This window comes from Pseudomonas sp. PK-RTE-24 (genome assembly GCF_054052265.1).
On sequence record NZ_CM133224.1, the window covers coordinates 3,524,207 to 3,547,018 of the forward strand.

29 protein-coding genes are annotated in these 22,812 nt (G+C 57.4%); 12 read left to right on the forward strand and 17 right to left on the reverse strand.

Translation table 11 applies throughout. The annotated features are described in order from the left end of the window. Genes ACV8MC_RS15845 through ACV8MC_RS15855 form a run of 3 tightly spaced genes read left to right on the forward strand, consistent with a single transcriptional unit; the run spans window position 1 to window position 3,499 of the window. On the forward strand, window positions 1-666 hold the full coding sequence (locus ACV8MC_RS15845) for a YjbF family lipoprotein (protein ID WP_252882399.1): 666 nt from the start codon (window positions 1-3) through the stop codon (window positions 664-666). Continuing rightward, a complete protein-coding gene (locus ACV8MC_RS15850; protein WP_095182396.1) occupies window positions 663-1,424 on the forward strand; it encodes a capsule biosynthesis GfcC family protein in 762 nt (253 codons plus the stop codon). The genes ACV8MC_RS15845 and ACV8MC_RS15850 overlap by 4 nt, the downstream gene beginning before the upstream one ends. Continuing rightward, window positions 1,421-3,499 (forward strand): YjbH domain-containing protein, encoded by a 2,079-nt coding sequence (locus tag ACV8MC_RS15855; RefSeq protein WP_457262555.1) that lies wholly within the window; start codon window positions 1,421-1,423, stop codon window positions 3,497-3,499. Before ACV8MC_RS15850 ends, ACV8MC_RS15855 begins: the two co-directional genes overlap by 4 nt. 323 nt (window positions 3,500-3,822) lie before the next feature. On the opposite strand, the gene ACV8MC_RS15860 is transcribed toward ACV8MC_RS15855, so the two are convergent. From ACV8MC_RS15860 to ACV8MC_RS15870, 3 genes are all read right to left on the reverse strand, one after another. Further along, window positions 3,823-5,217 (reverse strand): undecaprenyl-phosphate glucose phosphotransferase, encoded by a 1,395-nt coding sequence (locus ACV8MC_RS15860; protein WP_252867993.1) that lies wholly within the window; start codon window positions 5,215-5,217, stop codon window positions 3,823-3,825. 390 nt (window positions 5,218-5,607) lie between these two features. Further along, window positions 5,608-6,267, reverse strand: coding sequence for a winged helix-turn-helix domain-containing protein (locus ACV8MC_RS15865; protein ID WP_041477289.1), 660 nt, complete (start codon window positions 6,265-6,267; stop codon window positions 5,608-5,610). A gap of 277 nt (window positions 6,268-6,544) precedes the next feature. Further along, on the reverse strand, window positions 6,545-7,285 hold the full coding sequence (locus tag ACV8MC_RS15870) for a winged helix-turn-helix domain-containing protein (protein WP_095182403.1): 741 nt from the start codon (window positions 7,283-7,285) through the stop codon (window positions 6,545-6,547). Between the two features lie 488 nt (window positions 7,286-7,773). Between ACV8MC_RS15870 and ACV8MC_RS15875 the strand changes: the two genes are divergently transcribed. Continuing rightward, on the forward strand, window positions 7,774-8,607 hold the full coding sequence (locus tag ACV8MC_RS15875) for an undecaprenyl-diphosphate phosphatase (protein ID WP_016775449.1): 834 nt from the start codon (window positions 7,774-7,776) through the stop codon (window positions 8,605-8,607). Here the strand turns inward: ACV8MC_RS15875 and ACV8MC_RS15880 are convergent, their stop codons facing one another. Then, window positions 8,608-8,979, reverse strand: a complete 372-nt coding sequence (locus ACV8MC_RS15880; RefSeq protein ID WP_457262558.1) for a DUF2388 domain-containing protein — start codon at window positions 8,977-8,979, stop codon at window positions 8,608-8,610. 75 nt (window positions 8,980-9,054) lie between these two features. Beyond that, window positions 9,055-10,065 (reverse strand): tRNA dihydrouridine(20/20a) synthase DusA, encoded by a 1,011-nt coding sequence (gene dusA, locus ACV8MC_RS15885; RefSeq protein ID WP_457262560.1) that lies wholly within the window; start codon window positions 10,063-10,065, stop codon window positions 9,055-9,057. A 102-nt stretch (window positions 10,066-10,167) separates the two neighbouring features. On the opposite strand from dusA, the gene ACV8MC_RS15890 reads away from it, so the two are divergent. Further along, entirely contained in the window at window positions 10,168-11,292 is a 1,125-nt protein-coding gene (locus ACV8MC_RS15890; RefSeq protein ID WP_201193149.1) for a site-specific integrase, read from the forward strand. A 1-nt stretch (window position 11,293) separates the two neighbouring features. Here ACV8MC_RS15890 and ACV8MC_RS15895 read toward each other — a convergent pair whose 3' ends face one another. The 9 genes from ACV8MC_RS15895 to ACV8MC_RS15935 all read right to left on the reverse strand — a co-directional run bounded on the left by ACV8MC_RS15895 (window position 11,294) and on the right by ACV8MC_RS15935 (window position 15,222). Next, entirely contained in the window at window positions 11,294-11,569 is a 276-nt protein-coding gene (locus tag ACV8MC_RS15895) for a pyocin activator PrtN family protein (protein ID WP_134827544.1), read from the reverse strand. A 6-nt stretch (window positions 11,570-11,575) separates the two neighbouring features. Beyond that, window positions 11,576-12,337, reverse strand: a complete 762-nt coding sequence (locus ACV8MC_RS15900) for a DNA cytosine methyltransferase (protein WP_457262563.1) — start codon at window positions 12,335-12,337, stop codon at window positions 11,576-11,578. Beyond that, window positions 12,334-12,801 (reverse strand): hypothetical protein, encoded by a 468-nt coding sequence (locus tag ACV8MC_RS15905; protein WP_332769001.1) that lies wholly within the window; start codon window positions 12,799-12,801, stop codon window positions 12,334-12,336. Before ACV8MC_RS15905 ends, ACV8MC_RS15900 begins: the two co-directional genes overlap by 4 nt. Further along, complete coding sequence (locus tag ACV8MC_RS15910) at window positions 12,798-13,178, reverse strand: pyocin activator PrtN family protein (protein ID WP_457262565.1); 381 nt, start codon at window positions 13,176-13,178, stop codon at window positions 12,798-12,800. Before ACV8MC_RS15910 ends, ACV8MC_RS15905 begins: the two co-directional genes overlap by 4 nt. Continuing rightward, complete coding sequence (locus ACV8MC_RS15915) at window positions 13,171-13,311, reverse strand: hypothetical protein (protein ID WP_457262567.1); 141 nt, start codon at window positions 13,309-13,311, stop codon at window positions 13,171-13,173. The genes ACV8MC_RS15910 and ACV8MC_RS15915 overlap by 8 nt, the downstream gene beginning before the upstream one ends. Before the next feature lie 25 nt (window positions 13,312-13,336). Next, entirely contained in the window at window positions 13,337-13,618 is a 282-nt protein-coding gene (locus ACV8MC_RS15920; protein WP_332769005.1) for a phage antirepressor KilAC domain-containing protein, read from the reverse strand. A gap of 10 nt (window positions 13,619-13,628) precedes the next feature. Then, window positions 13,629-14,219, reverse strand: coding sequence for a hypothetical protein (locus tag ACV8MC_RS15925; RefSeq protein WP_457262569.1), 591 nt, complete (start codon window positions 14,217-14,219; stop codon window positions 13,629-13,631). Further along, the gene (locus tag ACV8MC_RS15930; RefSeq protein ID WP_457262571.1) at window positions 14,216-14,395 is read right to left on the reverse strand and encodes a hypothetical protein; all 180 of its coding nucleotides are present in this window, start codon (window positions 14,393-14,395) and stop codon (window positions 14,216-14,218) included. Before ACV8MC_RS15930 ends, ACV8MC_RS15925 begins: the two co-directional genes overlap by 4 nt. A gap of 77 nt (window positions 14,396-14,472) precedes the next feature. Continuing rightward, entirely contained in the window at window positions 14,473-15,222 is a 750-nt protein-coding gene (locus ACV8MC_RS15935) for an XRE family transcriptional regulator (protein ID WP_223027012.1), read from the reverse strand. A gap of 100 nt (window positions 15,223-15,322) precedes the next feature. On the opposite strand from ACV8MC_RS15935, the gene ACV8MC_RS15940 reads away from it, so the two are divergent. The 7 genes from ACV8MC_RS15940 to ACV8MC_RS15970 all read left to right on the forward strand — a co-directional run bounded on the left by ACV8MC_RS15940 (window position 15,323) and on the right by ACV8MC_RS15970 (window position 20,956). Beyond that, window positions 15,323-15,547 carry a helix-turn-helix transcriptional regulator gene (locus ACV8MC_RS15940; RefSeq protein WP_159245523.1) on the forward strand — a complete coding sequence of 75 codons (225 nt, stop codon included), beginning with the start codon at window positions 15,323-15,325 and terminating at the stop codon, window positions 15,545-15,547. Between the two features lie 319 nt (window positions 15,548-15,866). After that, window positions 15,867-16,385: a phage regulatory CII family protein gene (locus ACV8MC_RS15945; protein ID WP_009049401.1), complete on the forward strand. Its 519-nt coding sequence runs from the start codon at window positions 15,867-15,869 to the stop codon at window positions 16,383-16,385. Further along, window positions 16,378-16,602 (forward strand): TraR/DksA family transcriptional regulator, encoded by a 225-nt coding sequence (locus ACV8MC_RS15950; RefSeq protein ID WP_457262573.1) that lies wholly within the window; start codon window positions 16,378-16,380, stop codon window positions 16,600-16,602. Before ACV8MC_RS15945 ends, ACV8MC_RS15950 begins: the two co-directional genes overlap by 8 nt. Next, on the forward strand, window positions 16,592-18,811 hold the full coding sequence (locus ACV8MC_RS15955; RefSeq protein ID WP_457262575.1) for a VapE domain-containing protein: 2,220 nt from the start codon (window positions 16,592-16,594) through the stop codon (window positions 18,809-18,811). The genes ACV8MC_RS15950 and ACV8MC_RS15955 overlap by 11 nt, the downstream gene beginning before the upstream one ends. Then, window positions 18,804-19,163, forward strand: coding sequence for a PA0613 family protein (locus ACV8MC_RS15960; RefSeq protein ID WP_103366964.1), 360 nt, complete (start codon window positions 18,804-18,806; stop codon window positions 19,161-19,163). Before ACV8MC_RS15955 ends, ACV8MC_RS15960 begins: the two co-directional genes overlap by 8 nt. Window positions 19,164-19,690: 527 nt before the next feature. Further along, window positions 19,691-20,023, forward strand: a complete 333-nt coding sequence (locus ACV8MC_RS15965) for a phage holin family protein (protein ID WP_093099977.1) — start codon at window positions 19,691-19,693, stop codon at window positions 20,021-20,023. Between the two features lie 330 nt (window positions 20,024-20,353). Continuing rightward, a complete protein-coding gene (locus ACV8MC_RS15970; protein WP_150368116.1) occupies window positions 20,354-20,956 on the forward strand; it encodes a terminase small subunit in 603 nt (200 codons plus the stop codon). A 191-nt stretch (window positions 20,957-21,147) separates the two neighbouring features. Here ACV8MC_RS15970 and ACV8MC_RS15975 read toward each other — a convergent pair whose 3' ends face one another. The 3 genes from ACV8MC_RS15975 to ACV8MC_RS15985 all read right to left on the reverse strand — a co-directional run bounded on the left by ACV8MC_RS15975 (window position 21,148) and on the right by ACV8MC_RS15985 (window position 22,805). Beyond that, window positions 21,148-21,540: a RidA family protein gene (locus ACV8MC_RS15975; RefSeq protein ID WP_122704611.1), complete on the reverse strand. Its 393-nt coding sequence runs from the start codon at window positions 21,538-21,540 to the stop codon at window positions 21,148-21,150. Between the two features lie 232 nt (window positions 21,541-21,772). After that, on the reverse strand, window positions 21,773-22,426 hold the full coding sequence (locus ACV8MC_RS15980; RefSeq protein WP_110599395.1) for a hypothetical protein: 654 nt from the start codon (window positions 22,424-22,426) through the stop codon (window positions 21,773-21,775). 46 nt (window positions 22,427-22,472) lie between these two features. Beyond that, window positions 22,473-22,805, reverse strand: coding sequence for a chorismate mutase (locus ACV8MC_RS15985; protein ID WP_042609810.1), 333 nt, complete (start codon window positions 22,803-22,805; stop codon window positions 22,473-22,475). Between the last annotated feature and the right edge of the window lie 7 nt (window positions 22,806-22,812).

The following is a 22,812-nucleotide window of genomic DNA, read 5'->3' on the forward strand; positions in this document are numbered from 1 at the left end:
GTGAACCTATTGAAAGTGGGCGTCTGCCTGATGGCGGCCTCGTTGCTGTGCGGCTGCAATCCTCTGATGAGCGCGTCGCTGAACAACCTCAAGGCCGCCGTCGTCGGCCCCGACGAGGTTGACGTTTCGGCGGCCGAAGTCGCCGGGGTCAACTATCCGCAACTGAAACTGACTACGCCGTCCGGCTCAGGCGTGCTGGCGCTGGTGCGCGAGCGCGAAGACCTGCAATTCTGGGTCGCCTCCGGCAAGCAGGTGTTGCTGCTGCGCGATGGCCTCGCCGTGCGCAGTATCGGCCTCGGTCTGCAAGGCGACCTGGATGGCACGCGGCTGGCCGATGACTCGCCGTTCAAGCACGGTCTGCATCACGTCGCCGACGGTTTCACCACACGGCGCTGGATCGATCTGTACAAGGGCCAGGAAGTAGGCGTGATCGTCAACAGCCGCTTTTCGCGCCGTTCCACCGAGACCCTGGAGATTCTCGACAAGGCTTACTCGGTGCTGCGCGTCGATGAACAGATTGACGCGCCAGCCATCGGCCTCAGTGCGACCAACCGTTACTGGGTCGACCCGCGAGACGGTTTCATTCTGCAAAGCGAGCAACAACTGACCTCGCAACTGCGCGTGAAGCTGGTTCAGCTGACGCCTGATCGCAGGCATCTGCCGTGAAGCGCTCAAGCATTTTGGCAGCGGGCCTTTTGCTGATCGCTGGGGCGAGTCAGGCCGCCGTTACTGTGTCCGGCGACGTCGCCAATCCCGGTCCGATCGCATTGCCGCCGGGTGGACGCCTGTTCGATGTGATCAGCGAAGCCGTGCCCAATGCCGAAGGCTATTGGCTGGCGGGCGGCTTGTTGCGCCAGTCGCTGGTCGAGGAACAGACACGGCTCAAGGTTGGTGTGCTGTTCGATCTCGAGGTGCTGCAGCGCATGGCGACCCTGTTTGATCGGCCAAGCCGCGCGGCACTGGCACAGCGCGTTGCTGAAGAAGTCCGGCAAATGCCAGTGACCGGACGGCAGATCGCTGACCTCGATCCGGTGGCGGTGGAAGTCGGCTTCGCGCGCAACATTCGCCTGGATGACGGCGATCGGCTGATCTATCCGAAACGGGTTGATGAAGTGCAGGTGTTGGGCGCGGTCACCGAGCCGTGCCACCTGCCGTACCAGCCATTGCAGGAGGCCCGCGAGTATCTCGAAGGCTGCTCGATTCTCGACGATGCCGAGGCCGATTACCTGTGGTTGATCCAGCCCAACGGCGTGTCGCGGCGCGTCGGCATCGCGCACTGGAATCGCGAGTCCGGGCAGTTTCCGGTGGCCGGCAGCAGGATTCTGGTGCCGATAAAAAATGATGATCTTGATCCGCCTCTTCCTGAATTGAATCAGCAGTTGGCCGAATTCATTGCCACGCAGCTGGCCGAGGTGGTTCGTTGAAGTTACGTTTTGCAGCTGTGTTGTTATTGCCCTGCGGTCTGGCCCACGCCGAGCCGCGCATCACCCAGAATGACTTCGGAGGCACCGGTCTGTTGCAGACGCCGACGGCGCGCATGGCTCCGGCGGGGGAGTTGAGCGTCAATGCCAACCGCACCGACCCGTACAGCCGCTACAGCGTGTCGTTGCAACCGCTGGACTGGCTAGAAGGTTCGTTTCGCTACACCGCGATCACCAACCGGCCCTACGGCTCGGAGGCCCTCAGCGGCAGCCAAAGCTACAAGGACAAGGCGGTCGACGCCAAAGTGCGCCTGTGGCAGGAAAGCCACTGGGCGCCGGAAGTGGCGCTGGGCTTTCGAGATATCGGTGGTACCGGTTTGTTCTCCAGCGAATTCTTCGTCGCCAACAAGCGCTTCGACAATTTCGACTTCAGCGCGGGCATTGCCTGGGGCTACATCGGTAATCGCGGCGACTTCGACAACCCGCTGGGCTACGTCAGCAGCCGCTTCGATACGCGCCCGGCGCTGGAAGGCACCGGCGACGTCAACTCCGGCTCGTACTTTCGCGGCAAGCCTTCACTGTTCGGTGGCGTGAGCTACCAGACGCCGTGGGATCGGCTGAGTCTGAAGCTGGAATTCGAAGGCAACGACTACAAGAACGAGCCGAAGGACAACGAGATCAAACAGGACTCGCCGATCAACCTTGGCGCGGTGTTCAAGGTGACCGATTCGATTGATCTGAGCGCTGCCTGGGAACGGGGCAATACGGCGATGTTCGGCGTGACCTTTCACACCAATTTCGTCAGCCGCAAGGCGCCGGCCAAGACCTACGATCCGACCCCCGAACCGCTGCCGGCGAAGGCGCCGACGACCTCGATGGAACAGGTCAACTGGGCCGATGTGTCGCGGCGTTTGCAGCAGAACGCCGGGTACAAGGTCGAGCGCATCAGCCAGCGCGATTCCGAACTGATCGTCTATGGCGAGCAGCAGCGTTATTTCCATTCGTCCAAAGCCGTTGGCCGCGCGAGCCGGATTCTCGACAACAGCGTCAACGACGACATCGACTGGTTCACCGTGGTCAACAAGCGCTACGACTTGCCGCTGGAAGAAACCAGCCTGCCGCGCCAGACCTTCCGCGAAGTGATCAACAACGAAGAACCGTTGGAGGCGCTGCACCGCACCACCGAAATCAACCCGGCGATGCCGCACAACGAGACAACCCTCTACACCGAAGCGCCGCAGCATTTCAGCTATGGCGTGGGTCTGGGCTTCAAGCAGAACGTCGGCGGCCCGGATGGTTTGCTCTATCAATTCAGTGCTGATGCGGACGCGGAATATCGCTTCAACCGCAACACCTGGTGGAGCGGTTTGCTCAGCGCCAACCTGGTCAACAACTTCGACAAATTCGTCTACGACGCGCCGAGCGGATTGCCCCGCGTGCGCACGGATTTGCGCCAGTACCTGACCACCTCAAACACGACCATGCCGTTGTTTCAGCTCAGCCATGCCGAGCAGTTGGATAAAGACCTGTACGGCATGGTGTACGGCGGCTATCTGGAATCGATGTTTGCCGGCGTCGGCGCGGAAGTGTTGTTCCGCCCGACCGGCGAGCGCTGGTCGCTGGGTGCGGATCTGAACTGGGTGCGCCAGCGTGATTTCGATCAGGGCTTTGCCTTGCGCGATTACTCGGTGGTGACCGGGCATATCACCGGCTATACCGACCTGCCATTCGATACGCTGGCGGCGGTCAGTGTCGGTCGTTATCTGGCCGGGGATTGGGGCACGACCGTGGATATCTCGCGTGAGTTCTTCAATGGCGTGCGCGTCGGTGCCTGGGCAACCATCACCACGGCCAGCAGCGCGGAATATGGCGAAGGTAGTTTCGACAAGGGCCTGTACCTGTCGATCCCGTTCGACGAGATGATGAGCATGTCGACCATGCGCCGCGCCAACCTGGTCTGGGCGCCACTGACCCGAGATGGCGGCGCCAGACTGAGCCGCAGCTATCAACTGCACTCGATGACGGATAGCCGGGAAGGGGACATGTTCTATCGCAACTTCGAGAAGATTACCGAGTAGGCGCTGGTCTGTGGGAGCGAGCCTGCTCGCGAATGGTCCGGCACATCCAATATCTCCAGTGCCTGACACACCGCTTTCGCGAGCAGGCTCGCTCCCACAGTTGATCGGCGTCACGCCACACATCCAGGTCATCACCCGAATCCCTGTGGGAGCGAGCCTGCTCGCGATAGCTTCGTGTCAGCCGACATCGTCATTGACTGACCCACCGCCATCGCGAGCAGGCTCACTCCTACAAGGTTTGTGCCGGTAGTCGATACTGGTTACCAAAATCCCGCCCACAAAAAAGGGGACTTTCGTCCCCTTGTGATCTGCAGCGCTGAACCTCAGTAAATATCCTTCGACAACAACGTAAACGGCGTCTTCACGAGGATCTTCAGATCCAGCCACAACGACCAGCTGTTGATGTACTGCAGGTCGATCTCGACACGCTTTTGCATCTTGTCGATGGTGTCGGTCTCACCCCGGCAGCCGCTGATCTGTGCCAGGCCAGTGATGCCCGGTTTGATTCGGTGACGCGCCATGTAAGCGAGGATCTTGCCCGAGTAGTAATTGTTGTGCGCCACCGCATGCGGCCGTGGCCCCACCAGCGCCATGTGCCCCTGCAACACGTTGAACAACTGCGGCAACTCATCCAGCGAAGTACGGCGGATAAAACGACCTACTGCGGTGATGCGCGAGTCATTACGGCTGGCCTGTTTCACTTCACGGTCATCGTGAACACGCATCGAGCGAAATTTCCACACCTTGATCACCTTGCCGTTCCAGCCATGGCGGTCCTGCTTGAAAAACACCGGGCCGGGCGAGTTGATTTTCACTGCCAGAGCGATGATCAACAGCAGCGGACTGAGCGCAATGATCGCCAGGAACGCGACGGTTTTCTCAACCAGACTCTTGCTCAGAGCAGCGGTCGGGCGGCTGGTCAGCGGGCTTTCGTTCAGGTAAATCGCCGGCAGGCCGTCCACGACTTTCACCGAGTGGTTGAGCAGGGTCAGGCTGTTCAAGTCCGGCACCCACACCACATCGACGTTGGCCCCGAGCAAATCGACATACATCGCTTCGATCTTCGCGGCTTCGCACAGGGGCAGGGTGATGTACAAACGACGGATGTCGTGGGCTTCGATCAGCTCAAGCAACTCGTCCTGAGCACCAACGACACGCGGTGCATCGGAGCCGAGAGCGGGCTTGTCTCCGTTGCTGACCAGCCCGATCAGCGGCAGGTTTTCCAGTTGGCTGAGTTTCTTCGCCAGGCCCAGCGCCAGTTCGCCAGTGCCGACAATCAGCGTCCGGTGTTCGCTTTTACGCGAACGCTGGTAGAACTTGGAAAACGCATGCAGCGGCGCGTAGAGGAACGCCTGACCGAGGAAGCCGTACACCGCCCAGCTCAGAATCACCTGACGGGAAAACAGCTCATCGGCCTGGCAGACAAAGGCGATGCACGCCAGCGCGGCCATGGTTATCGACCAACCCATGAACAGGCGGCCGAGGCCGGTCAGGTAGTTGTCGCGTTTGCGGTAAACACCCGTGAATGTGTAAGCGGGCACCGAGGCCAGGACGGCGAGGGTGGCGCACATTCGGTAGTAGAACGCGACGGTGCCGGTGTGCTGTTCAGCGAGGATGAACAGCAGCGTCACAACGAAAGCCTGTGCCAGCGCCCATTGGCCCCAAAAGGTCAGTCCCTTGAGGCCCGTGCTTCGATTAATACTGAGAGAAAGATCCATACGATATCCCCAAAAGACGTCCATTCAGGTTTCAACAGTTGAAAGCCGAGTTGTTATGCAGACTTATTGTTTTTGTTTTAGCGAGTGTCTTGAGGTAACAACATCGAGAGCCGAACTGTCGTCAGCCAATAGACTAAGTTATTGCCGGGAATGGTGTCTGACGAGTTCTAACAAGATGGCACAGTGCCAACTTTTTAATAATTAAATAGATGGCTGTTAGAAAAGGTCGTAGAGCGGGGGATGAAAAGGCGAGGGGGTATTTGTTACTGTTGCGGGGTGGAGGCAGGGAAGCTTTTATTGAATCAGGGAGGGAAAACCAGACAGAGTGCTCTTCTTGTTGTTGTAGTCGCACTTTATATCTGTTTGTCTCGGTTTTAGTGGCGCCGGTGATTACGCTACGACTTCCTGGATCAGGCAATATCCGCGATTTCTTACGGCACGGAACAATCGCTCGCCATTACTCGCACTCTTGAACTTGTCCTGCAACCGGCTCAGGCACATTTCCAGGCCACGGTATTGTTCCGGTTCCCGGCCAATACTGATGATCAGGTCATCACGACTGACCACACGCTCTTCATGGCTCAGCATTTTCCTCACCAGCGCGGTTTCCAGGCCAGTGAGGCTGATCGCAACATTGTCCTTGAGCAGCACGCCTTGTTCATCGTCAAGATGCCAGGTATCGCTGCAAGGCTCAGTGCTCTCGCTGACATTGGAGATATGAGCGCGTTCTGCACTGCGGGTCGGGAAGCTTTGAAACGGATTGTCTGTTTGCGCGGCTCGCCATTCATTTTCAAGAGTGGCCAGTATGCGTTGAGTATCATGTTCGATACTGCGCGCAACATTCTTTCGGCTGAGGCTTGGGTAACTGAACTCCATGACCATCGGGGCGGAAGAGGGCGAAGCAACACCTTCAACAAACATTTGTGCCTGCGACGTGCCAAACGAATTGAAACGCTCACTGGACAAGATGCTTTCCAGTTCACGTTGCGACGTTGTGCTGTGCGTCACAACAACAAAATATTTTCTGGGGAGGGTTGTACTCGTTTCCATGTCTCTCTCCTAAATACACACCAAAATTGGCTAAAAGATAAATCGGCAGGCGAGCAATGACTTCCTCGGAAGTAATCGTAGGCAGGGTTCTGGCCGAAAATGGCCATCGATAAATTCCACTCGATCTGCTGCTATGTTATGGAGTTTTATTGTTATGTGGCGTGATGCCGTGCTCATTCAAGTGCTTGAGTTTTAATAAGTATGAGGCGCAATTGGAACGATATGGCTGCATCAGACGATCCTTCGTACGTATGCAAAAGGGAAGACTGCCCGAGACTCAGGCAGTCGATATCAGGCCCCGCATCAGGCGATAGCCGTAGCCGCGGATGCTCTGAATCGCGTTTGTACCATACATGTCCTTGATTTTTCCACGCAAGCGACTGATTGATTTTTCCAGTGCCCGAGGATCGTAGAAATTGCTGTTGAGGCCCATGATGCTGGCGATTTCATCATGACTCAGAATGTGATTGCCGGTGTGCGCAAAGGCCTCGAGGATCTTCATCTCGGCGAAAGAGATATCGAGTTTGCGCCGACTGTCCATCAGGCAGATTCGCGTCGGATCAAGCGTGAGATTGATATCTCGTTGCCAGTCTTCGCTGTTGAAGAACTCCGCGAGCAAGTCTTCGCTGTCATCGCTCAATGTGTTGAGCTTGATACAGGCATCCGCCCCGGCGAGGAAATATTTGATCTTGTTGACGGCACCGCGGCCGGTGACAATTGCGCAAATAAGTGGCTTCAAGTTGTCATCGCGCAGGTTCTGCACCAGGGCCAGATTTTCTTCGATAGCTTGTGGATTATCGATGATGACGAAAATGGCGCGGTAGGAACCGATGTAACCGTGCTGCTTATATGAACTAGTGAAAGCACCTGTTTCCAGAGTCATATCGGGCTGCACGTGCTTTGCGATCAGCGATCTCAAATGATCAGCCACACCCAGTGTACGACCCAGCGCAAGAACACCGGATTCATCATTTGTCGGGCGCGGACTTCTCGTCGCCAAGTTCCCTGAGAGCATCATGCGTTGACTCGAATTAGGTGCTGACATCGGGATGTTAAAGCACCGGTTCTTATCTGTGACTGACAATTGGTAACATTTGCGCGGATTTTAGACGTGTCTCCCGAGATTTCTAACAATAACTAAGCTTTTCAAGCTTTTAGTTGATTTTCTCGGGGTTGTGAACTAGCGCGTAGATGATGGCTATATGCAATGGTGCCACTATTTTGAGCTTGTGGCGATGGCTTTGTCTATGTCCTTTTGCCACTGATTGGCCATGTCAACAATGTGAGGTTGATCACACTTCATATCTGAACTGAAATATTTGTTGTAATAGATGTAAATTTTTTCCGTTTAGTTCGTCGGCCGACGATTACTAACAGCTCTTGAGTCTAACTCTGCATAAACCCTATTCTTCCGGATCGGCGAATCGCTGTATGCATTACTTCAGATACTCAACCCCTGAGTGTTATTGACTGGTCGCTCACCCTGAGTGCTCTGACGGAGGATTAATGGATTTCTGGACCCTTTTCCAGGTGTTGATATTAGGCGCGGTAGAAGGCTTGACCGAGTTCTTGCCCATTTCAAGTACCGGCCACCAGATTATTGTCGCCGACCTGCTCGAGTTTGGCGGCGAACGCGCGATGGCGTTCAACATCATTATTCAACTGGGGGCCATTCTTGCTGTGGTCTGGGAATTTCGTCCGAAGATCTTCGAAATCGTCAAAGGCCTGCCCACCGAGCGCAACGCGCAACGTTTCACCCTTAATCTGCTGATCGCGTTTTTCCCTGCCGTTATCCTCGGCGTGTTATTCGCCGACGCGATTCATGAATACCTGTTCAACCCGATCACCGTTGCGGTGGCCTTGGTTGTTGGCGGCATCGTCATGTTGTGGGCCGAACAGCGCAGCCATGTAGTCAGCGTCGAACATGTCGACGACATGCGCTGGTCCCACGCGTTGAAGGTCGGTTTCGTACAATGCCTGGCGATGATTCCCGGCACCTCGCGTTCCGGCTCGACCATCATCGGCGGGCTGCTCTTCGGCCTTTCGCGCAAAGCCGCCACCGAGTTCTCGTTCTTCCTCGCCATGCCGACCATGGTTGGTGCCGCCGTTTATTCCGGCTACAAATACCGCGACCTGTTCCAACCCAACGACCTGCCAGTCTTCGCCCTCGGCTTCGTCACCGCGTTCATCTTCGCCATGATCGCCGTGCGTGGCCTGCTGAAATTTATCGCTAACCACAGCTATGCCGCGTTCGCCTGGTACCGGATCGGTTTTGGTTTGTTGATTCTGGCAACCTGGCTGTTTGGTTGGGTCAACTGGACCGCCGCAGCGGCCGCCTGATCACTGCGCGCTGATCAACGCCGCCACGGCAAGATCGTTTAACGTCGAATCCGACGACTCCTGACGAAAGCGCTGCAAGGCCGAGGTGAAATATGCGGCCTGCAGCATGCCGTCGCTGGCCAGATAGAGTCGCGCGTCTTCTTGCTCCTCGGCAGAGTAAACACGCTTGTGACTGTCGGTCGTTTCCTGGCTAGACGAAATAGGTGCGAGGATCAAAGACACCAAAGTGAAGCCGGAAAACTGCGTCACCTCCCACGGCGTATCGGTATGGCCCATGCAAAAGCCATCGCAGTGCGCATAAACGTTGGAGGTGAAGCTGAACAAAGCGAGGAGGGTGAAACGCTTGAAACCTGAACAAGTAAACGCGGGCATAAACGAAAGACATCCTGTCAGTACATCAAAACACCGGGCAACGCTCATGCGTCGCCCGCACGCTCAATCCATCAATCAACGACCTTCAAGCAACTCAGCCGCCTGATCCAGCAACGCCAGCGGATCCTTGGCCTTGTGAATATCCACCGACAACAACTGACGGAATTTCCGCGCCCCGGGGAAACCGGTGCCCAGGCCCAGCACATGCCGAGTGATGTGATGCATCGCCCCACCGGCCAGCAGATGTTCGGCGATATACGGCCGCAATTGCGCCAGCGCCTCAGCCCGACTGATCACCGGCGCGGTACTGCCGAACAGTTGCTGATCCACCTCCGCCAGTAAATACGGATTGTGATAAGCCTCACGCCCGAGCATCACGCCGTCGAACGTCTGCAGATGCTCATGGCAGGCCTCCATGGTCTTGATCCCGCCATTCAGCACAATCTCCAGCTCCGGAAAATCCGCCTTCAACTGCGCCGCCACGTCATAGCGCAGCGGCGGAATGTCACGATTCTCCTTCGGCGACAACCCCTCCAGAATCGCAATCCGCGCATGCACGGTAAAACTCGTGCAGCCAGCATCCCGCACCGTACCGACGAAATCACACAGCTCGGCATAACTGTCGCGCCCATTGATGCCGATGCGGTGCTTCACCGTCACCGGAATTGACACCGCATCACGCATCGCCTTCACACAATCCGCCACCAACTGCGGATGCCCCATCAGGCACGCGCCGATCATGTTGTTTTGCACACGATCACTCGGGCAGCCGACGTTCAGGTTCACCTCGTCGTAACCGTGCTCCTGAGCCATGCGCGCGCAGGCGGCGAGATCGAGCGGAACACTACCACCGAGCTGCAACGCCAGCGGGTGCTCGGCTTCGTTGTGACGCAGGAAACGTTCGTGATCGCCGTTGAGCAGCGCGCCGGTGGTGACCATTTCGGTGTAGAGCAGGGCGTGCTTGGACAGGATGCGCAGGAAGTACCGGCAGTGGCGGTCCGTCCAATCCATCATGGGCGCAACGGAGAACCGCCGAGACAGCGCAGGGCTTGAGTTTACTGGGCTGGAGTGGGTATTTGGTACCATTTGGCTCTACGTATTTATAGCGTGTTTTTAGGCGTTTTCAGGCGTTTTTCCGATGTCGCTGGTACAATGTACCAATCACTTTCGGAATTGTACCAGTCGACTATGGCAACGATCAGAGCACGAAAACGCACCGATGGCTCAGTCAGTTACACGGCACAGATACGCCTGTTTCGCGATGGAGCGCAAGTCTACCAAGAGAGCCAGACCTTCGCCCGGAAACAGGCGGCACAAGCGTGGGTGCGGCGACGTGAGGCAGAGCTAGATCAGCCTGGTGCGATCGAGCGGGCGAACCGCAAGGGCGTCACCGTACAGGACATGATCAAGCAGTATCTGGATGAAATGGAGAAAGTCCGGCCGTTGGGTAAAACCAAGGAAGCCACTCTAAATGCTATCGCGGCGACGGAGTTTGGCCAAACCGTTGATTCGGCTATCAACAGTCAGCGCTTGGTGGATTTTGCACTCTGGCGAATGAGTAAAGAGGGCGGCGGCGTCCAGCCGCAAACGGCTGGTAACGATCTGGCGCACCTTGGGGCTGTCCTTTCGATTGCACGTCCCGCTTGGGGGTATGAGGTAGACCCTCACGCGATGCCGGACGCTCGGAAGGTGTTAAGGAAGCTCGGCTACAACATGAAGAGCCGGGAGCGCGATCGCCGTCCAGCCAAAGACGAGCTAGATAAACTTTTGGAGCACTTCGTCAGTATGCAGCAGCGTCGACCGAGTTCGATCAACATGCTGAAGGTGATTGGCTTCGCGATTTTTTCCACCCGTCGGCAGGATGAGATAAGTCGAATTGTGTGGGACGACGTCGATGAGTCGAATCAGCGGGTGCTGGTGAGAGATATGAAAAACCCTGGGCAGAAAATTGGCAATGATGTTTGGTGCCACCTACCCGACGAAGCCTGGAGAATTCTGCAAAGCATGCCAAAAGAGCGTGCGGAAATTTTCCCCTACAACTCTTCGTCGATCTCTACGGCTTGGGCGAAGGCGTGCAAGTTTCTGGAGATTGAAGATCTTCACTTCCACGATCTGAGACACGACGGAGTTAGTCGGTTGTTTGAGATGGATTGGGATATCCCGCGGGTGGCCAGCGTTTCCGGGCACCGTGACTGGAACTCGTTGCGTAGGTATACCCATCTTCGCGGGAAGGGGGATCACTATGCCGAATGGCCATGGTTGGAGAGGATCATTCAAGCGCCCGTGAAGCTGGGCGCTTGGGGTAAGCAGTGAATTAGCTGGCTCGGCGAATTCCGTTGAGCTGGTTGCATTCCTTTACCGCAGCCTCTCGCTGCGAATCTAAGTAAGCTGCTAGGTCTGTGATATGTACACCTTTCGCACTTTTCTGGCTGGATTCAAGCCTAGTGATGGGGATTCGAATTTGACCGGCCATTACTTTGCGTTGAAACATATCAGTAGTTAGATGTGTGAAATAGTCTTTGCACACTTGATTGAGTGGAATGATTGTCAGCCCGTTGTATTGGGCCATGAGCAGAAATAAAGTTTTCATGCGGCCTCACACATTTTCAATTCCTGAGAATTGTTCGAATGCTCTTGCTGCCACGAGTGGAACTTGTCCGTTGCCAATGGCTTTAAGCCGGTCCACCCGATGGGCCACCCCATCAGCCACTCGGCCCATTCCGGGTTCAGATGACCACCATCCAGTGCCATCACGGCGTGATCCAGACGATCGTTCGAGCGGTCGGCCCCGGATCGGCGAGTTAGTGCGGCAGGGGAGGATCCCTTTGCCATGCTCGCCACCGGTGTTGGCCACCGTCTGACGGGTGTCTTCTGCGATGAGCCAGATCCGGTCCCGCTGGTGAGGTGCGCCGAGGTCAGCCGCTCCGATAACACCCCATCGCGCGTCATACCCCATTTCGGCAAGGTCACCGAGCACCACGGCAAGTCCTCTTCCCACAAGCAGTGGTGAGTTCTCCAGTTCGACGTAGCGCGGTCGTACCTCATCGATAATTCGTGCCATCTGCCTCCACAGTCCGGAGCGGGAGCCGGCGATACCCAGGCCGTTGCCTGCAACCGAGATGTCTTGGCAAGGAAATCCTCCCGAAACCACGTCAACAAGGTCTCGCCAAGGGCGTCCGTCAAAACTGCACACGTCAGACCAAATCGGGAAAGGCGGGAGCAGTCCATCGGTTTGTCGTTGCGCCAGAATCTGTGCGGCGTAGGCATCACGCTCAACGGCGCAGACGGTGCGCCAGCCGAGGAGGTGGCCGCCGAGTATTCCGCCACCAGCGCCTGCGAAAAGAGCCAGCTCATTCACGCAGCCTCCACAGTTACTTTCTCGGCGCTGGCGAGTGGTTTTCCGGCCAGGCTGTCTTCGATTTCTGGCTGCGGTTGCGCAGTCATTGCAAGCACCTGTTCGCGCAGGGACCAAGCATCACGCTCCAGTTTCTTGCCAGTACGAAAGGCGCTGAAGGTTTCAGCGGCGATCCGCAGCAGCTCGCCGATAGCGATTAGCGTCTGGTGCTCGGCCGGGCCGAACAGCGGACCTGCTTCAAGTCGTTTGCAGGTGTGTGCCAGACGCGTGTGATCGGCCCGGATGAACTGCAGGGAGGCTTGAAGCTCGCGGATGGTGTTGGCGCTAGCGGCGCGCTGGATGTCTTCACCCTCGCGCAGACCTGTCTCCAGACCATCACTGCGGCCCATGATGTAACCGCCCCAAAGCAACAGGGCGGCCAGAACTATCAGGATGACGAGTGCACCGATTTGTATTGGGGTCATCATGTGGTGTGCTCCTGGGATTGTCGTTGGCCGGTGGTGACGGCCGTCAGTGATGTGGGGGCAACACGGCATTGGCCGTCCTGCTGCCGCTGCATGTCTTCATCAGCCTTGTAGGCGCGGATGTCGATCAGCGAGGCGACGTGGCGGATGTGCGCGTACTTCAGCGCCTTGCGGCTGGTGTCCAGCGTGGTGATGGGAAGCTGGATCCGGCCGCTGTTGATCTCCGTCACGAACGACTGCTCGTTGAGATTGCGAAAGTACTGCTCGCGGACTTTTTCCAGCGGGATCAGGACATCACCGAAGATGCGATACAGCAGTTCGACGGTGGCCGATTCGGGCGCCGGATGCAGGCGAAGCGGATTCTGTGCAGCGTTACTCATGGCCTTGGCGAGCCTCCTTGCGTTGTTGTCGTGCCGGGTGGTTCCAGGCGTTCAGGCAGTGGCGTCTGGTCAGCTCGCGCAGATGTTCGGGCACATCGAGGAGCGCGGCGTTACGCTCCTCGCGTGTGCGCATGGCAACGATCTGGCGGGCGTACTCCCTAGGCCACGTCACGGCGATCTGCCGGGATGGCAGGAAGATCGATGTCCAACTGCTCGGCCAGCCAACGGACACCGGCCTGCTTCACCCGAGTCGACTGGCTGTACTGCATTCCGTGTTTCTCGTCATACCAGGGACTGTCCTTGACCCGCAGGTACTCTCTGTCGCGCTTCGGGTCCGCCGGCAGGTTTCCCTTGAGCAAACCTTTTTCCCGCATGAGAGCGATCAGTTTGGGGCGAGTGAGGCCGAGTTGTGTGGCTGCTTGGGCGAGGGTGCGTTCCATGTCGTCCTCCTCATGTCGCGTGCGCAGCAGGAGTGGCCGCTGCAGCAAGGTGGTTGATGGACTCAATGAGCCTTGCGTAGATCTCGGCATCGGGGTCGTACAGGGTGAAGCAGCGCGTATGCGGACTCTTGTTGCCGATGCTCAAGATGGCGGTGACGCCGCGGCGTGTATGAGTGCGATGCAGCGCCACATGCAGGGGAAGTTCAAAACCCATGTCGAGGCTCAGCACGCCGCCGGTGTGTACCAGTTCGAACACGCGCTGCTTGTCCTGGACGTCAAAACGGCCGTATTGACGATCGGCATGCGGGAGATGCACCAGGTCGCTGGAGTTGCTCGCGTCTAACGGACCGTTGGCAATCTCTTCAATAAAGTCGGCCAGTTTGAGGTGCATCTTCTTGTCGTTCTGCAGGGTCAGCGTGTGGCGTTCGCTGCCCAGCTCCACGACAAAAGTGCTTTCCACTGCGCCGCGCTCAACCTTGAGACGGAATGCCAGGCATTCACGCTTCGGTGCTGTGCGCAGGACGTGGTTGAAGGTCTCGGTCAGGTTGACTTGGGCGTTTAGCAACTGCAGGGTGCGGTTGTCGATTTTGTACTTGGTCATGCCGCGTGCCCTCCACCGTTTGGATCGATAGGAGAGGGCTGGGAGGACTTGGCAACAAGCTTGGGTTTGCTGTTATGAATGACGACCAGACAGCCCGTGGCGAGCTGCAGCTGTTCGATCAGTTTGCGATTGGTGACGCATGCCGGATGGACATGCAAGGTTGCGGTGGTACGCATTGGTATTGCCTCGCTCTGTGGTAAAGAGTGAGGCAAATATCACGCAATGTGCTAGTTTGTGTCAACACATAATGTGATTAAGGTGGCGCGGCACTGTGTAGAAAGCGTGATGACTTCAATATTCCGCCTACGAGATGGATTTCCTCCACCTCTTGTTCTGCAATGTGAAGAGTTTCGTAATCGGTATTGACGCTATCCAACCGGTACATTCCGTCTCGGAGATAAATAAACTCTTTGATCATCGCTTTGCCGGAGGACGTTCGAACTATGACCTCGTCACCGCTACTGAAGCGTTTGTTCGGCTCTATAAGAACGAACTCGCCATTTTTTATGCGGGGCATCAGGCTATCGCCCATGACTCTTATGCCATAGGCATCTGGGTCATCGCTATGTATGTTTAGGTAGCCTTCACCTTGCCCTGGTGGCGGTTCTACCGTGTCAAAGAAGCCCTGATTCCCAAGCTGCGCGTTTGATAGCACAGGCACCTTTCCATCCTTAGCCCAGCCTACAAGGCTGCTAACAGGTTGGTCTTTGTCTTTCGATCTTCCGTAGTCCCTCACAAGACGGTCTTCAGACCGAATCCGACCTTGAATGGCGTCTGAGTACGACTCAACGTCGGAACGATTTTTTCCTGCTACCAAGTCTGGAAAAGATACTCCCAGGGCTGTCGCTATCTTTTGCAAGTCGTGGAGATTGGGCTGACGAGCCCCTTTCTCGTAATTGCCTATCCGAGACTGGGATTCCCAACCGCAAGCGAAAGCAAGGGCTTGTTGGCTCATGCCCTTGGCTTTGCGGTATTGCTTAATACGTTCGCCGAGTGTGTTCATGTGCTTTTTTTACCACGCTCTGAAATTAATTATCATCACTTTGCGTGTTGAAATATCTGCGAATCGTGATTAAGATGGCTCCGGCTAATTGGAGGGCATCATGAATCTGATCGCTGAACATCGAGAGAAAGCTGGAATCAAGCAAAAGGAACTCGTTGTAGCTCTTGGATGGACTCAGGCACGTATAAGCAATTACGAAGCAGGACGTCGAATCGCAGGGCTTACGGAGTGCAGAGCCATAGTCAGAGCGCTCAATAAGTTAGGAGCGCCGTGCAGTCTTGATGACGTATTTCCTCCGGAAATGGAAGAGTCCCAAGTCGCATAGAAAAAAGGCGACCCAAGGGTCGCCCAGTTTCTCCCGATAGCATCACCACACTGCTATCGGGTCGCGATGTCAGAAGGCGAGCACACCACATGCCGCCGACTTTCATCGCGTTTCCAAGGCTCGGAAGCCTTGGTGTTGCTGCCGTTCTTACCACAGAGCTGGCAGCTGTTGCGCCAGGGGTGAACAACGGATTGTTCGCCCCGGCACGGTGCCGGTGTTGGTCTTACGAACCTAGCCGGCTTTGGGCCTCTCCAGACCACGCGGCAAATGTATCACCAACTTCTGTCGCGCGGCACTGGCAACTTTTAGGATTAATGCCATGAGCCGTATCGCTCTGAGTTCTCTGGAACGGGCGCAGCGGGAAATCCTGCCGCTCGATTTAGCGCTGTACCACGCCGCTCGCGATTACCCGGGCGGCGCTGCTGCCATCGCTGCCACGACCGGTCGTAACCCGACCACTCTGCAGCACAAGTTGTCGCCAACCCATCCGAGCCACTCCATCAACATTCAGGAATTCGGCGAGATCCTCGAACTGACCAAGGACCGCCGCATTCTCGATGCGGTGCATGCGCTGGTTGGTGACACGATCTGGCAGGAGCTGGCCGATACCTACACCAACGACATGCCCGAGACCCTGACCACGGGTATCGCCGAATACTTCCGCCAGGTCGCTGATCTGGCCGAGACCTGGGCCAAGAGCATCGGCGACGGTGTGGTGACTGATCAGGAACTGGCAGCGATTCGCCTGCAGGTGTTCCGGGGCATTCAAGGGCTGCTGGGTTTGTTCAACCGCGCCACCTACGTCAACCAGACGACGCGAGGTGCCGACCGTGGCTGACATCGCCGATTTCGCCAACGATCTGGTGCAGGAACGCATCGATCAGGCCATGGCGGCGCGCAGCGCTGCCAAAGCCGAAAGCGCTGCTCATTCCTTGCTGTTCTGTGAAGTCTGTGACGATCCGATTCCGGAAGCCCGTCGCCTGGCCTCACCGGGTTGCTCGCAGTGCATCAGCTGCCAATCCCTCTCTGAGCGGGGGATTCAGCATGCTCGATGAGGTATTGGGCCAATTCGCCGATTACGGTCTGGAGCCAGCGCAACCGCTGGTGTTCGGCAAGTTGACCCGCTGCAAGACTTCGCAGGACAAGGGCAAAGAAAAGAACGGCTGGTACGTGGTGCACGAGCAGCGCACGGAGAAGGGCGACACCCTGATCTTTGGGGCCTTCGGTGACTGGCGTTCGGGCGAGACACAGAAGATCAAGGTCAAGGCCGGTCGCATGTCCCCCGAAGAGCGTGAAGTGATGCGCGCCCGCCAGGAAGAAGCCAAACGCCGCGCCGCCGAAATCGCGAGTAACGCTGCGCGGCGGGCCGCGAAAAGGGCGCTGGGTTTGTTCGAGCGCATGCCGACCACCGGCCGCAGCGAATACCTGGACCGCAAGCAGATCGTTGGTATCAAGGTGCGTTACGCGCCGCGCACCGGTGCGGTACTGGTCCCGATGAACAATGCTCGTGATCAGATCATGGGCCTGCAGGTGATCTTCCCGAACAAGCAGGAAGACACCGGCCGCGACAAATCCTACTGGCCTTACGGCATGGCGAAGGAGGGCACCTTTCACCTGCTCGGTCCGCATCCGGTACCGGGCGAACCAGTGCTGGTCTGTGAGGGTTACGCCACCGGCGCCAGCCTGCACATGGCGACGTCGCTCGCTGTGGCGGTGGCATTCGATGCGGGCAACCTGTTGGCCGTGTGCAAGGTCATGCGCGAGCGCTTCGCCGGTTGCCCGCTGATCATCTGCCGCGATGACGACTGGAAGACCACAAAGCCCAACGGTGATGTGTGGAACCCGGGTGAGGAGAAAGCGAGCAACGCCGCCCTGATCGTCGGAGCACAGGTGGTCTCGCCGATCTTCTCGATTGAGCGTCACGACAAGTGGACCGACTTCAACGACCTGCACGTCGCCGAAGGCCTCGACGCGGTTCGCCGACAAGTGCTAGCAGTAGTCCGTCCACCGGCGGCCGGTGGTTGGAAGGATCAACTCGCTCGCAGCGAGAGCGGCGCCTTGATCGCGCACATGCAGAACGTCGAATTGATCCTGGCTAACGACGAACGCTGGGCCGGGGTGATCAGCTACTGCGCCTTCAGCTCGAAGATCGTCAAACTGCGTGCTGCACCTTATGGCGGTGGTACCGGCGAGTGGGCCGACATCGACGACGTGCGCGTGATGAAGTGGCTCGCGCAGCAGTACAACCTGCGCGTGAAGTCCTCGCACGTGATCGAGGCTGTCAGCGTCGTGGCCCACGACCATGCGTTTCATCCGGTGCGCGAGTACCTGAAAAAACTCGAATGGGATCGCGTGCCGCGCCTCGAGCGGTGGCTGACGGACGTCATGGGCGTGAAGGCAACCGACTACACGTCCAAGGTCGGAAAACGCTGGATGATTTCGGCTGTGGCGCGAGTGATGAAGCCCGGCTGCAAGGCTGACTCGGTGATGATCCTCGAAGGCGTACAAGGCGCCGGTAAGTCGACCGCGATGAGCGTGCTTGGCGGTGAGTGGTTCATGGACACGCCGTTTGCCCTTGGCGACAAGGACGGCTTCCAGGCGATTCGCGGTAAGTGGATTGTCGAGCTCGGCGAGCTGGACAGCTTCAACAAGGCCGAGAGCACCAAGGCCAAGCAGTTCTTCTCGGCGTCGACCGACACCTACCGCGAAAGCTATGGCCGTAGAACGCTGGACGTGCCACGCCAGTGTGTCTTCGTCGGTACCACCAACCAGGACGAGTACCTCAAGGACGCCACCGGCAACCGCCGCTATTGGCCGGTGGCCTGTACCAAGGTCGACGTGGCGTTGCTGCGCGAGATCCGCGACCAGCTGTGGGCCGAAGCGATGTTCTGCTTTGAGGCCGGCGACCTCTGGTGGGTAACACGAGAGGAAGCGCCGATGTTCAGCGAGGAACAGGACGAACGCTTTGTGGTGGACGAATGGGAAACGCCCATCCTGACCTGGCTCGAAGAGTCGCAGATTGGCGAGACCACCACCGGCAGTGAGGTGATGAGTCAAGCGCTCAAGCTCGATCCCGGTCATTGGGGCAAACCCGAGCAGATGCGCGTTGGTGCGATTCTGCATCGACTGGGCTGGAGACGGTTCCGTTTGGGCGCCTTTAGCAAGAGCGGCCAGCGGCCCTGGGCGTACAAGAAACCGGAGGGTTGGGGCAGGGCACCTGCGCTGGAACAACCTGAGCTCGAGGAGCCGTGCTTCGATGATTAAAGCGATCGATATGGCTCTCAAACAATGGGCGCAGGAGCTGCACAGCGATGAGGTCGCCGCCGGTTACTCAGGCGGCAACATGGTCGCGATGATGATGGAGAGCGGTGGTCAACTGGTGCGCGGCAGGCGCGGAAGCAGGGTGCCGCTGGAAGCTTCGCTGGACATTGAGCGCATCGTGAAGAAACGCCTCGATCCTGAGTTGATGTCGGTGGTCCAGGTGCATTACTTCCAGCCTGATGCGCCTTTGACTGCGCGTCTGGCTGAGAGTGGCTGCACACGCAACCTCTACTACCAGCGCTTGCATGACGCTCACATCGTGGTTGAGCACTTCCTCTTGGGGGAGGCGGCTTGATCGTGGGCATTACTCTGGCTCACGCCGTCCCACTGGCCTGCCTCCGTCCCACTGCTTTTTGCGGTGGTGGGACGGGCGCAGGCCCCGTCGTTGTTGGGCTGTCCCACCGTCCCACCTTTTTCATGCCTCCCGCCCGTGTATGCGTAGCGGGCATCAATGCGCGTGTTCACGCGCACGCGTTTTTTTAAATATTCTCTATACACGAGAAAAGAGAGATAAAAGTAGGACGGTGGGGCAAAGCCCCAATCTACGGGTCTTTCAGACGTCCCACCTTGTTTTAGAGAGGTGGGACGCATGGGACGCCAGAAAAGCAAAAGACAGCCGGGATAGATATTCACCGACATTCGCCAGCCGTTCACCGAGCGTCACCCACACATTCACCGGATGGCATTAAAACGGTCTTGCTGCCACCAGAATCGACCTGTAAAAAGGGGCCATCTTCGATGGGTGCGACCGCAAAGCGCGGCAGGCCACCCACCACTTGACCCGGCCATTGCGCCGGGTCTTTTTGTTTAAGGGGCAGGGCAATGACGAACGAGCAACAGGCACTGGCAGAGATGCCAATCTGGATGGTGATTGCCCTGTCATTGGTTGGAGGCGTGTCCGGCGAGATGTGGCGTGCTGACAAGGATGGGGCGCGAGGCTGGGCGTTACTGCGGCGCCTCGCACTTCGGTCCGGCGCCTGCATCGTTTGCGGCGTGTCAGCGATGATGTTGCTGTTCGGTGCGGGCCTGTCGATCTGGACAGCGGGCGCGCTCGGTTGCCTGACCGCGATGGCCGGCGCCGATGTCGCAATCGGCTTGTACGAACGCTGGGTTGCTAAGCGGCTGGACCTGAGCGAGGCCGAGCCGAAGGCATGAGCCGGGCAGGCCGGGTGAGGCGCCGATTTTTCCGGGTCCTCCCTGAGGGCCGCCCCCTACACGGGTTATCGAACTCGCGGAATCTCTCTAGCTGAAACCTTCGCAGGGATGTCCGTCTTTCCAAGGGAATGGGGGCAGGGCATGGCACTCGGATGCCGGCTCGACCGACCGGACTGGGCACAAAACCGCCGGGGACCCTGGGGACTTTCAAAGGACACGGGGTCGGAAACCCGCGGGATCGTGTTAGTGGGAGACCCGCCAGCTTACTGAAATTTCAATCCACTGAAATCTTGAAAGGATTCATTGAAAAGCCGCTGAAAAGGAGGGCTTATGAGCACAGCTACGTACCTGTCGAAGAGCGCCTTTGCTGCGCACATCGGACGGTCGCCGAGTTACATCACCTGGCTGAAGGAAAACGGTCGACTGGTCCTGTCTCCCAATGGCAAGCAGGTCGACGTTCTGGCCACCGAAGCATTGATCCGCGATACCGCTGACCCGAGCAAGGCTTCCGTCGCTGCTCGCCACCAACAGGAGCGGCTTCAACGTGATGTGTACAGCCACGTCGCTGCAAAATCCGAGTCGACTAACATGGCTGCGCCCCCGCCCGTTGATCTCGCGCAAGGGCAGTCCCCGGACTTTCAGAAAGCGCGTGCACATCGCGAGCACTACTTGGCGCGGATGGCTGAGATGGAGTTTCGCAAGGCGCAGGGGGAGCTGGTGGAAATCAGCTTTGTGCAGAAAGCCGCTTTTGAAACGGCGCGATCGCTTAATCATTCGCTAATGAGCCTGTCGCCGCAATTGGCGCCAAAACTCGCCGCGCTGTCGGATCCGTGGGAGGTGGAGAGGCAGCTAACGGCTGCGCTGCGCCAACGACTTAACGAAGCGGCACAAGTGTCAAGCGATGACTTTGGATTTGCGTTGAGCGAGTGCTAAGGATATCCGCTGATAGGCATTTTTCTGCTCGCATCGGAATTGATTGGCGCCTGCTTCCAGTCAGTATTAGCCGTCGGCGTAAAGTGTTATCACGCGCCTACCAATGCAGCAGGCGAGTGTAATTTTGAATCTACCACCGCATGCGTAGTCACCCATTTTAAGATCTGGATATGCAGGTGCTTGTCAGAAGGTTATCGCTCTACTGCGACGCACTTGATCTCCACGAGAAGGCCAGGTCGAGCTAATTCACTGACACCAATGCAGGTCCATGCACAAGTGCTTCTCGGAAAGACTTTATCCTTTACGCGTCTGAAAATTGGCATGTGACGGTGCATGTTGACGTGGTAAGTTGTCATTTCTACGACATCTTCAAATTTACAGCCACCTGCCTCCAAGACGATCCGGAGATTGTCCCATGCAGCTAAAAACTGCTGCTCAGGTTCTTCAATGACGGATAATTCCGGCGTCCTGCCTACCTGACCCGCGCAGTAGAGAGTTTTTCCTACCTTTACTGCTGGTGCATAACCCGCGCGCTCGTAGATCAATCTCATGCCATCTGGAACAATGATCTGACGGTCAGTCATGATTGCGGAGCCCCAAGTTAGAACGGTTACGAAAGCTAACTCAGGGGCCAGAGCCGCGTCCACTCAGTTCACTTCTCATCTATTAATCAACCCTACAGGTGCTTTTAGCCGCTGCTGAGTCTTTTTGAACTCATTACCTAATGTGGCTACCTCGATCGATGCAAAAGGCGCGAGCCGGTAGCGTTACTGATCAGAAGCATTTCGATGGTTGGTTCGCTGCTAGGCTGGCTCGTCAGTTCGTGTCGTCATCACCTTGAAATATATCTGCGTAAAGTCGCGCGACTGTAGGGGTAAGGTTATGACCGGCAGGAATGAGAAAGTCGGCGTGTGGTGCGAGCCGTTTTACGTAGATGACTTCGTAAACCCTGCGCACGATTCCAGGTGCTGTTTCTTCCCGGTCCAAGCCAGGCATTATCCCTACCGCTTTGTAACCGGCTTGCTCCAGTGCTTGTTGCATATACGGCGTGCGGGTTGTTGCCATGCCATAGATCAGCCCCGCGCCCATGAACGTGCCGATTTTTTCTCCCAGGTCCTGGGCCGCAACGGCCAGTCTGGCTTGTCTGTGCGGTTTGGCTACCGCGCCGACCCGCCCGAAAATAACGTCAGCACCGTCAATTTTTTCCCACGTGGCGATAGCGACAATCTCATCGTTCTGGCGGACGACGGTAGCGAATATGCCTCGATCCGGATCGTCTTCGAGCACCACGTTGTCTGCGTAGAACTGCTGGTCCAGAAACGGGCTTGCCAACCCCACCGAAATGGAGGGAAACCATGTCCGGAAAAAATCTGTCGCGACATTGATCTCCTCACGTTTCAGGTAATCCCAACTGTAGCCATAGGGTAAATCGGTGAAGCTGCGAATTTGCTCGATCGTTGGCCATTTCATGCGGTTCTGCTCGTTTGTCTGATTGCTTCGATAAGTGGCGCCGGGGTCAGGCCCGAGGGTCAGGGTTATTGGCGGGTGCCGGGGCATGCCTGGCGGCGATCTGCCTGTGGCGCTCGACCACTTCGCCAATGACCAACTGCATCAGCCTCTGCACGATGGCCGTATCCAGCTCGGCCTCCTGAGCAAGTGCTGCCAGACGCTGGTATTGCTGCTGCTCTCTGGCCTCGTCTACCGCAGGCAACTGATATCGGGCCTTGAGCAATCCGACCTCATCGGTACAGCGAAACCGTTCCGCGAGCAGGTGGATGAGGGCGGCGTCGATATTGTCGATGGTTTTCCTGAATGTTGAGAGTTGACGCGCGATGTCGGAGTTTTCCATGAATGAC

Coding starts and splice junctions, on each gene's coding strand:
- ACV8MC_RS15860 (WP_252867993.1), bottom strand. CDS start 5,217: ATGGATCTTTCTCTCAGTATTAATCGAAGCACGGGCCTCAAGGGACTG.
- ACV8MC_RS15865 (WP_041477289.1), bottom strand. CDS start 6,267: ATGGAAACGAGTACAACCCTCCCCAGAAAATATTTTGTTGTTGTGACG.
- ACV8MC_RS15870 (WP_095182403.1), bottom strand. CDS start 7,285: ATGATGCTCTCAGGGAACTTGGCGACGAGAAGTCCGCGCCCGACAAAT.
- ACV8MC_RS15875 (WP_016775449.1), top strand. CDS start 7,774: ATGGATTTCTGGACCCTTTTCCAGGTGTTGATATTAGGCGCGGTAGAA.
- ACV8MC_RS15880 (WP_457262558.1), bottom strand. CDS start 8,979: ATGCCCGCGTTTACTTGTTCAGGTTTCAAGCGTTTCACCCTCCTCGCT.
- dusA (WP_457262560.1), bottom strand. CDS start 10,065: ATGGTACCAAATACCCACTCCAGCCCAGTAAACTCAAGCCCTGCGCTG.
- ACV8MC_RS15890 (WP_201193149.1), top strand. CDS start 10,168: ATGGCAACGATCAGAGCACGAAAACGCACCGATGGCTCAGTCAGTTAC.
- ACV8MC_RS15895 (WP_134827544.1), bottom strand. CDS start 11,569: ATGAAAACTTTATTTCTGCTCATGGCCCAATACAACGGGCTGACAATC.
- ACV8MC_RS15905 (WP_332769001.1), bottom strand. CDS start 12,801: ATGATGACCCCAATACAAATCGGTGCACTCGTCATCCTGATAGTTCTG.
- ACV8MC_RS15910 (WP_457262565.1), bottom strand. CDS start 13,178: ATGAGTAACGCTGCACAGAATCCGCTTCGCCTGCATCCGGCGCCCGAA.
- ACV8MC_RS15915 (WP_457262567.1), bottom strand. CDS start 13,311: ATGCGCACACGCGAGGAGCGTAACGCCGCGCTCCTCGATGTGCCCGAA.
- ACV8MC_RS15920 (WP_332769005.1), bottom strand. CDS start 13,618: ATGGAACGCACCCTCGCCCAAGCAGCCACACAACTCGGCCTCACTCGC.
- ACV8MC_RS15925 (WP_457262569.1), bottom strand. CDS start 14,219: ATGACCAAGTACAAAATCGACAACCGCACCCTGCAGTTGCTAAACGCC.
- ACV8MC_RS15930 (WP_457262571.1), bottom strand. CDS start 14,395: ATGCGTACCACCGCAACCTTGCATGTCCATCCGGCATGCGTCACCAAT.
- ACV8MC_RS15935 (WP_223027012.1), bottom strand. CDS start 15,222: ATGAACACACTCGGCGAACGTATTAAGCAATACCGCAAAGCCAAGGGC.
- ACV8MC_RS15940 (WP_159245523.1), top strand. CDS start 15,323: ATGAATCTGATCGCTGAACATCGAGAGAAAGCTGGAATCAAGCAAAAG.
- ACV8MC_RS15945 (WP_009049401.1), top strand. CDS start 15,867: ATGAGCCGTATCGCTCTGAGTTCTCTGGAACGGGCGCAGCGGGAAATC.
- ACV8MC_RS15955 (WP_457262575.1), top strand. CDS start 16,592: ATGCTCGATGAGGTATTGGGCCAATTCGCCGATTACGGTCTGGAGCCA.
- ACV8MC_RS15960 (WP_103366964.1), top strand. CDS start 18,804: ATGATTAAAGCGATCGATATGGCTCTCAAACAATGGGCGCAGGAGCTG.
- ACV8MC_RS15965 (WP_093099977.1), top strand. CDS start 19,691: ATGACGAACGAGCAACAGGCACTGGCAGAGATGCCAATCTGGATGGTG.
- ACV8MC_RS15970 (WP_150368116.1), top strand. CDS start 20,354: ATGAGCACAGCTACGTACCTGTCGAAGAGCGCCTTTGCTGCGCACATC.
- ACV8MC_RS15975 (WP_122704611.1), bottom strand. CDS start 21,540: ATGACTGACCGTCAGATCATTGTTCCAGATGGCATGAGATTGATCTAC.
- ACV8MC_RS15980 (WP_110599395.1), bottom strand. CDS start 22,426: ATGAAATGGCCAACGATCGAGCAAATTCGCAGCTTCACCGATTTACCC.
- ACV8MC_RS15985 (WP_042609810.1), bottom strand. CDS start 22,805: ATGGAAAACTCCGACATCGCGCGTCAACTCTCAACATTCAGGAAAACC.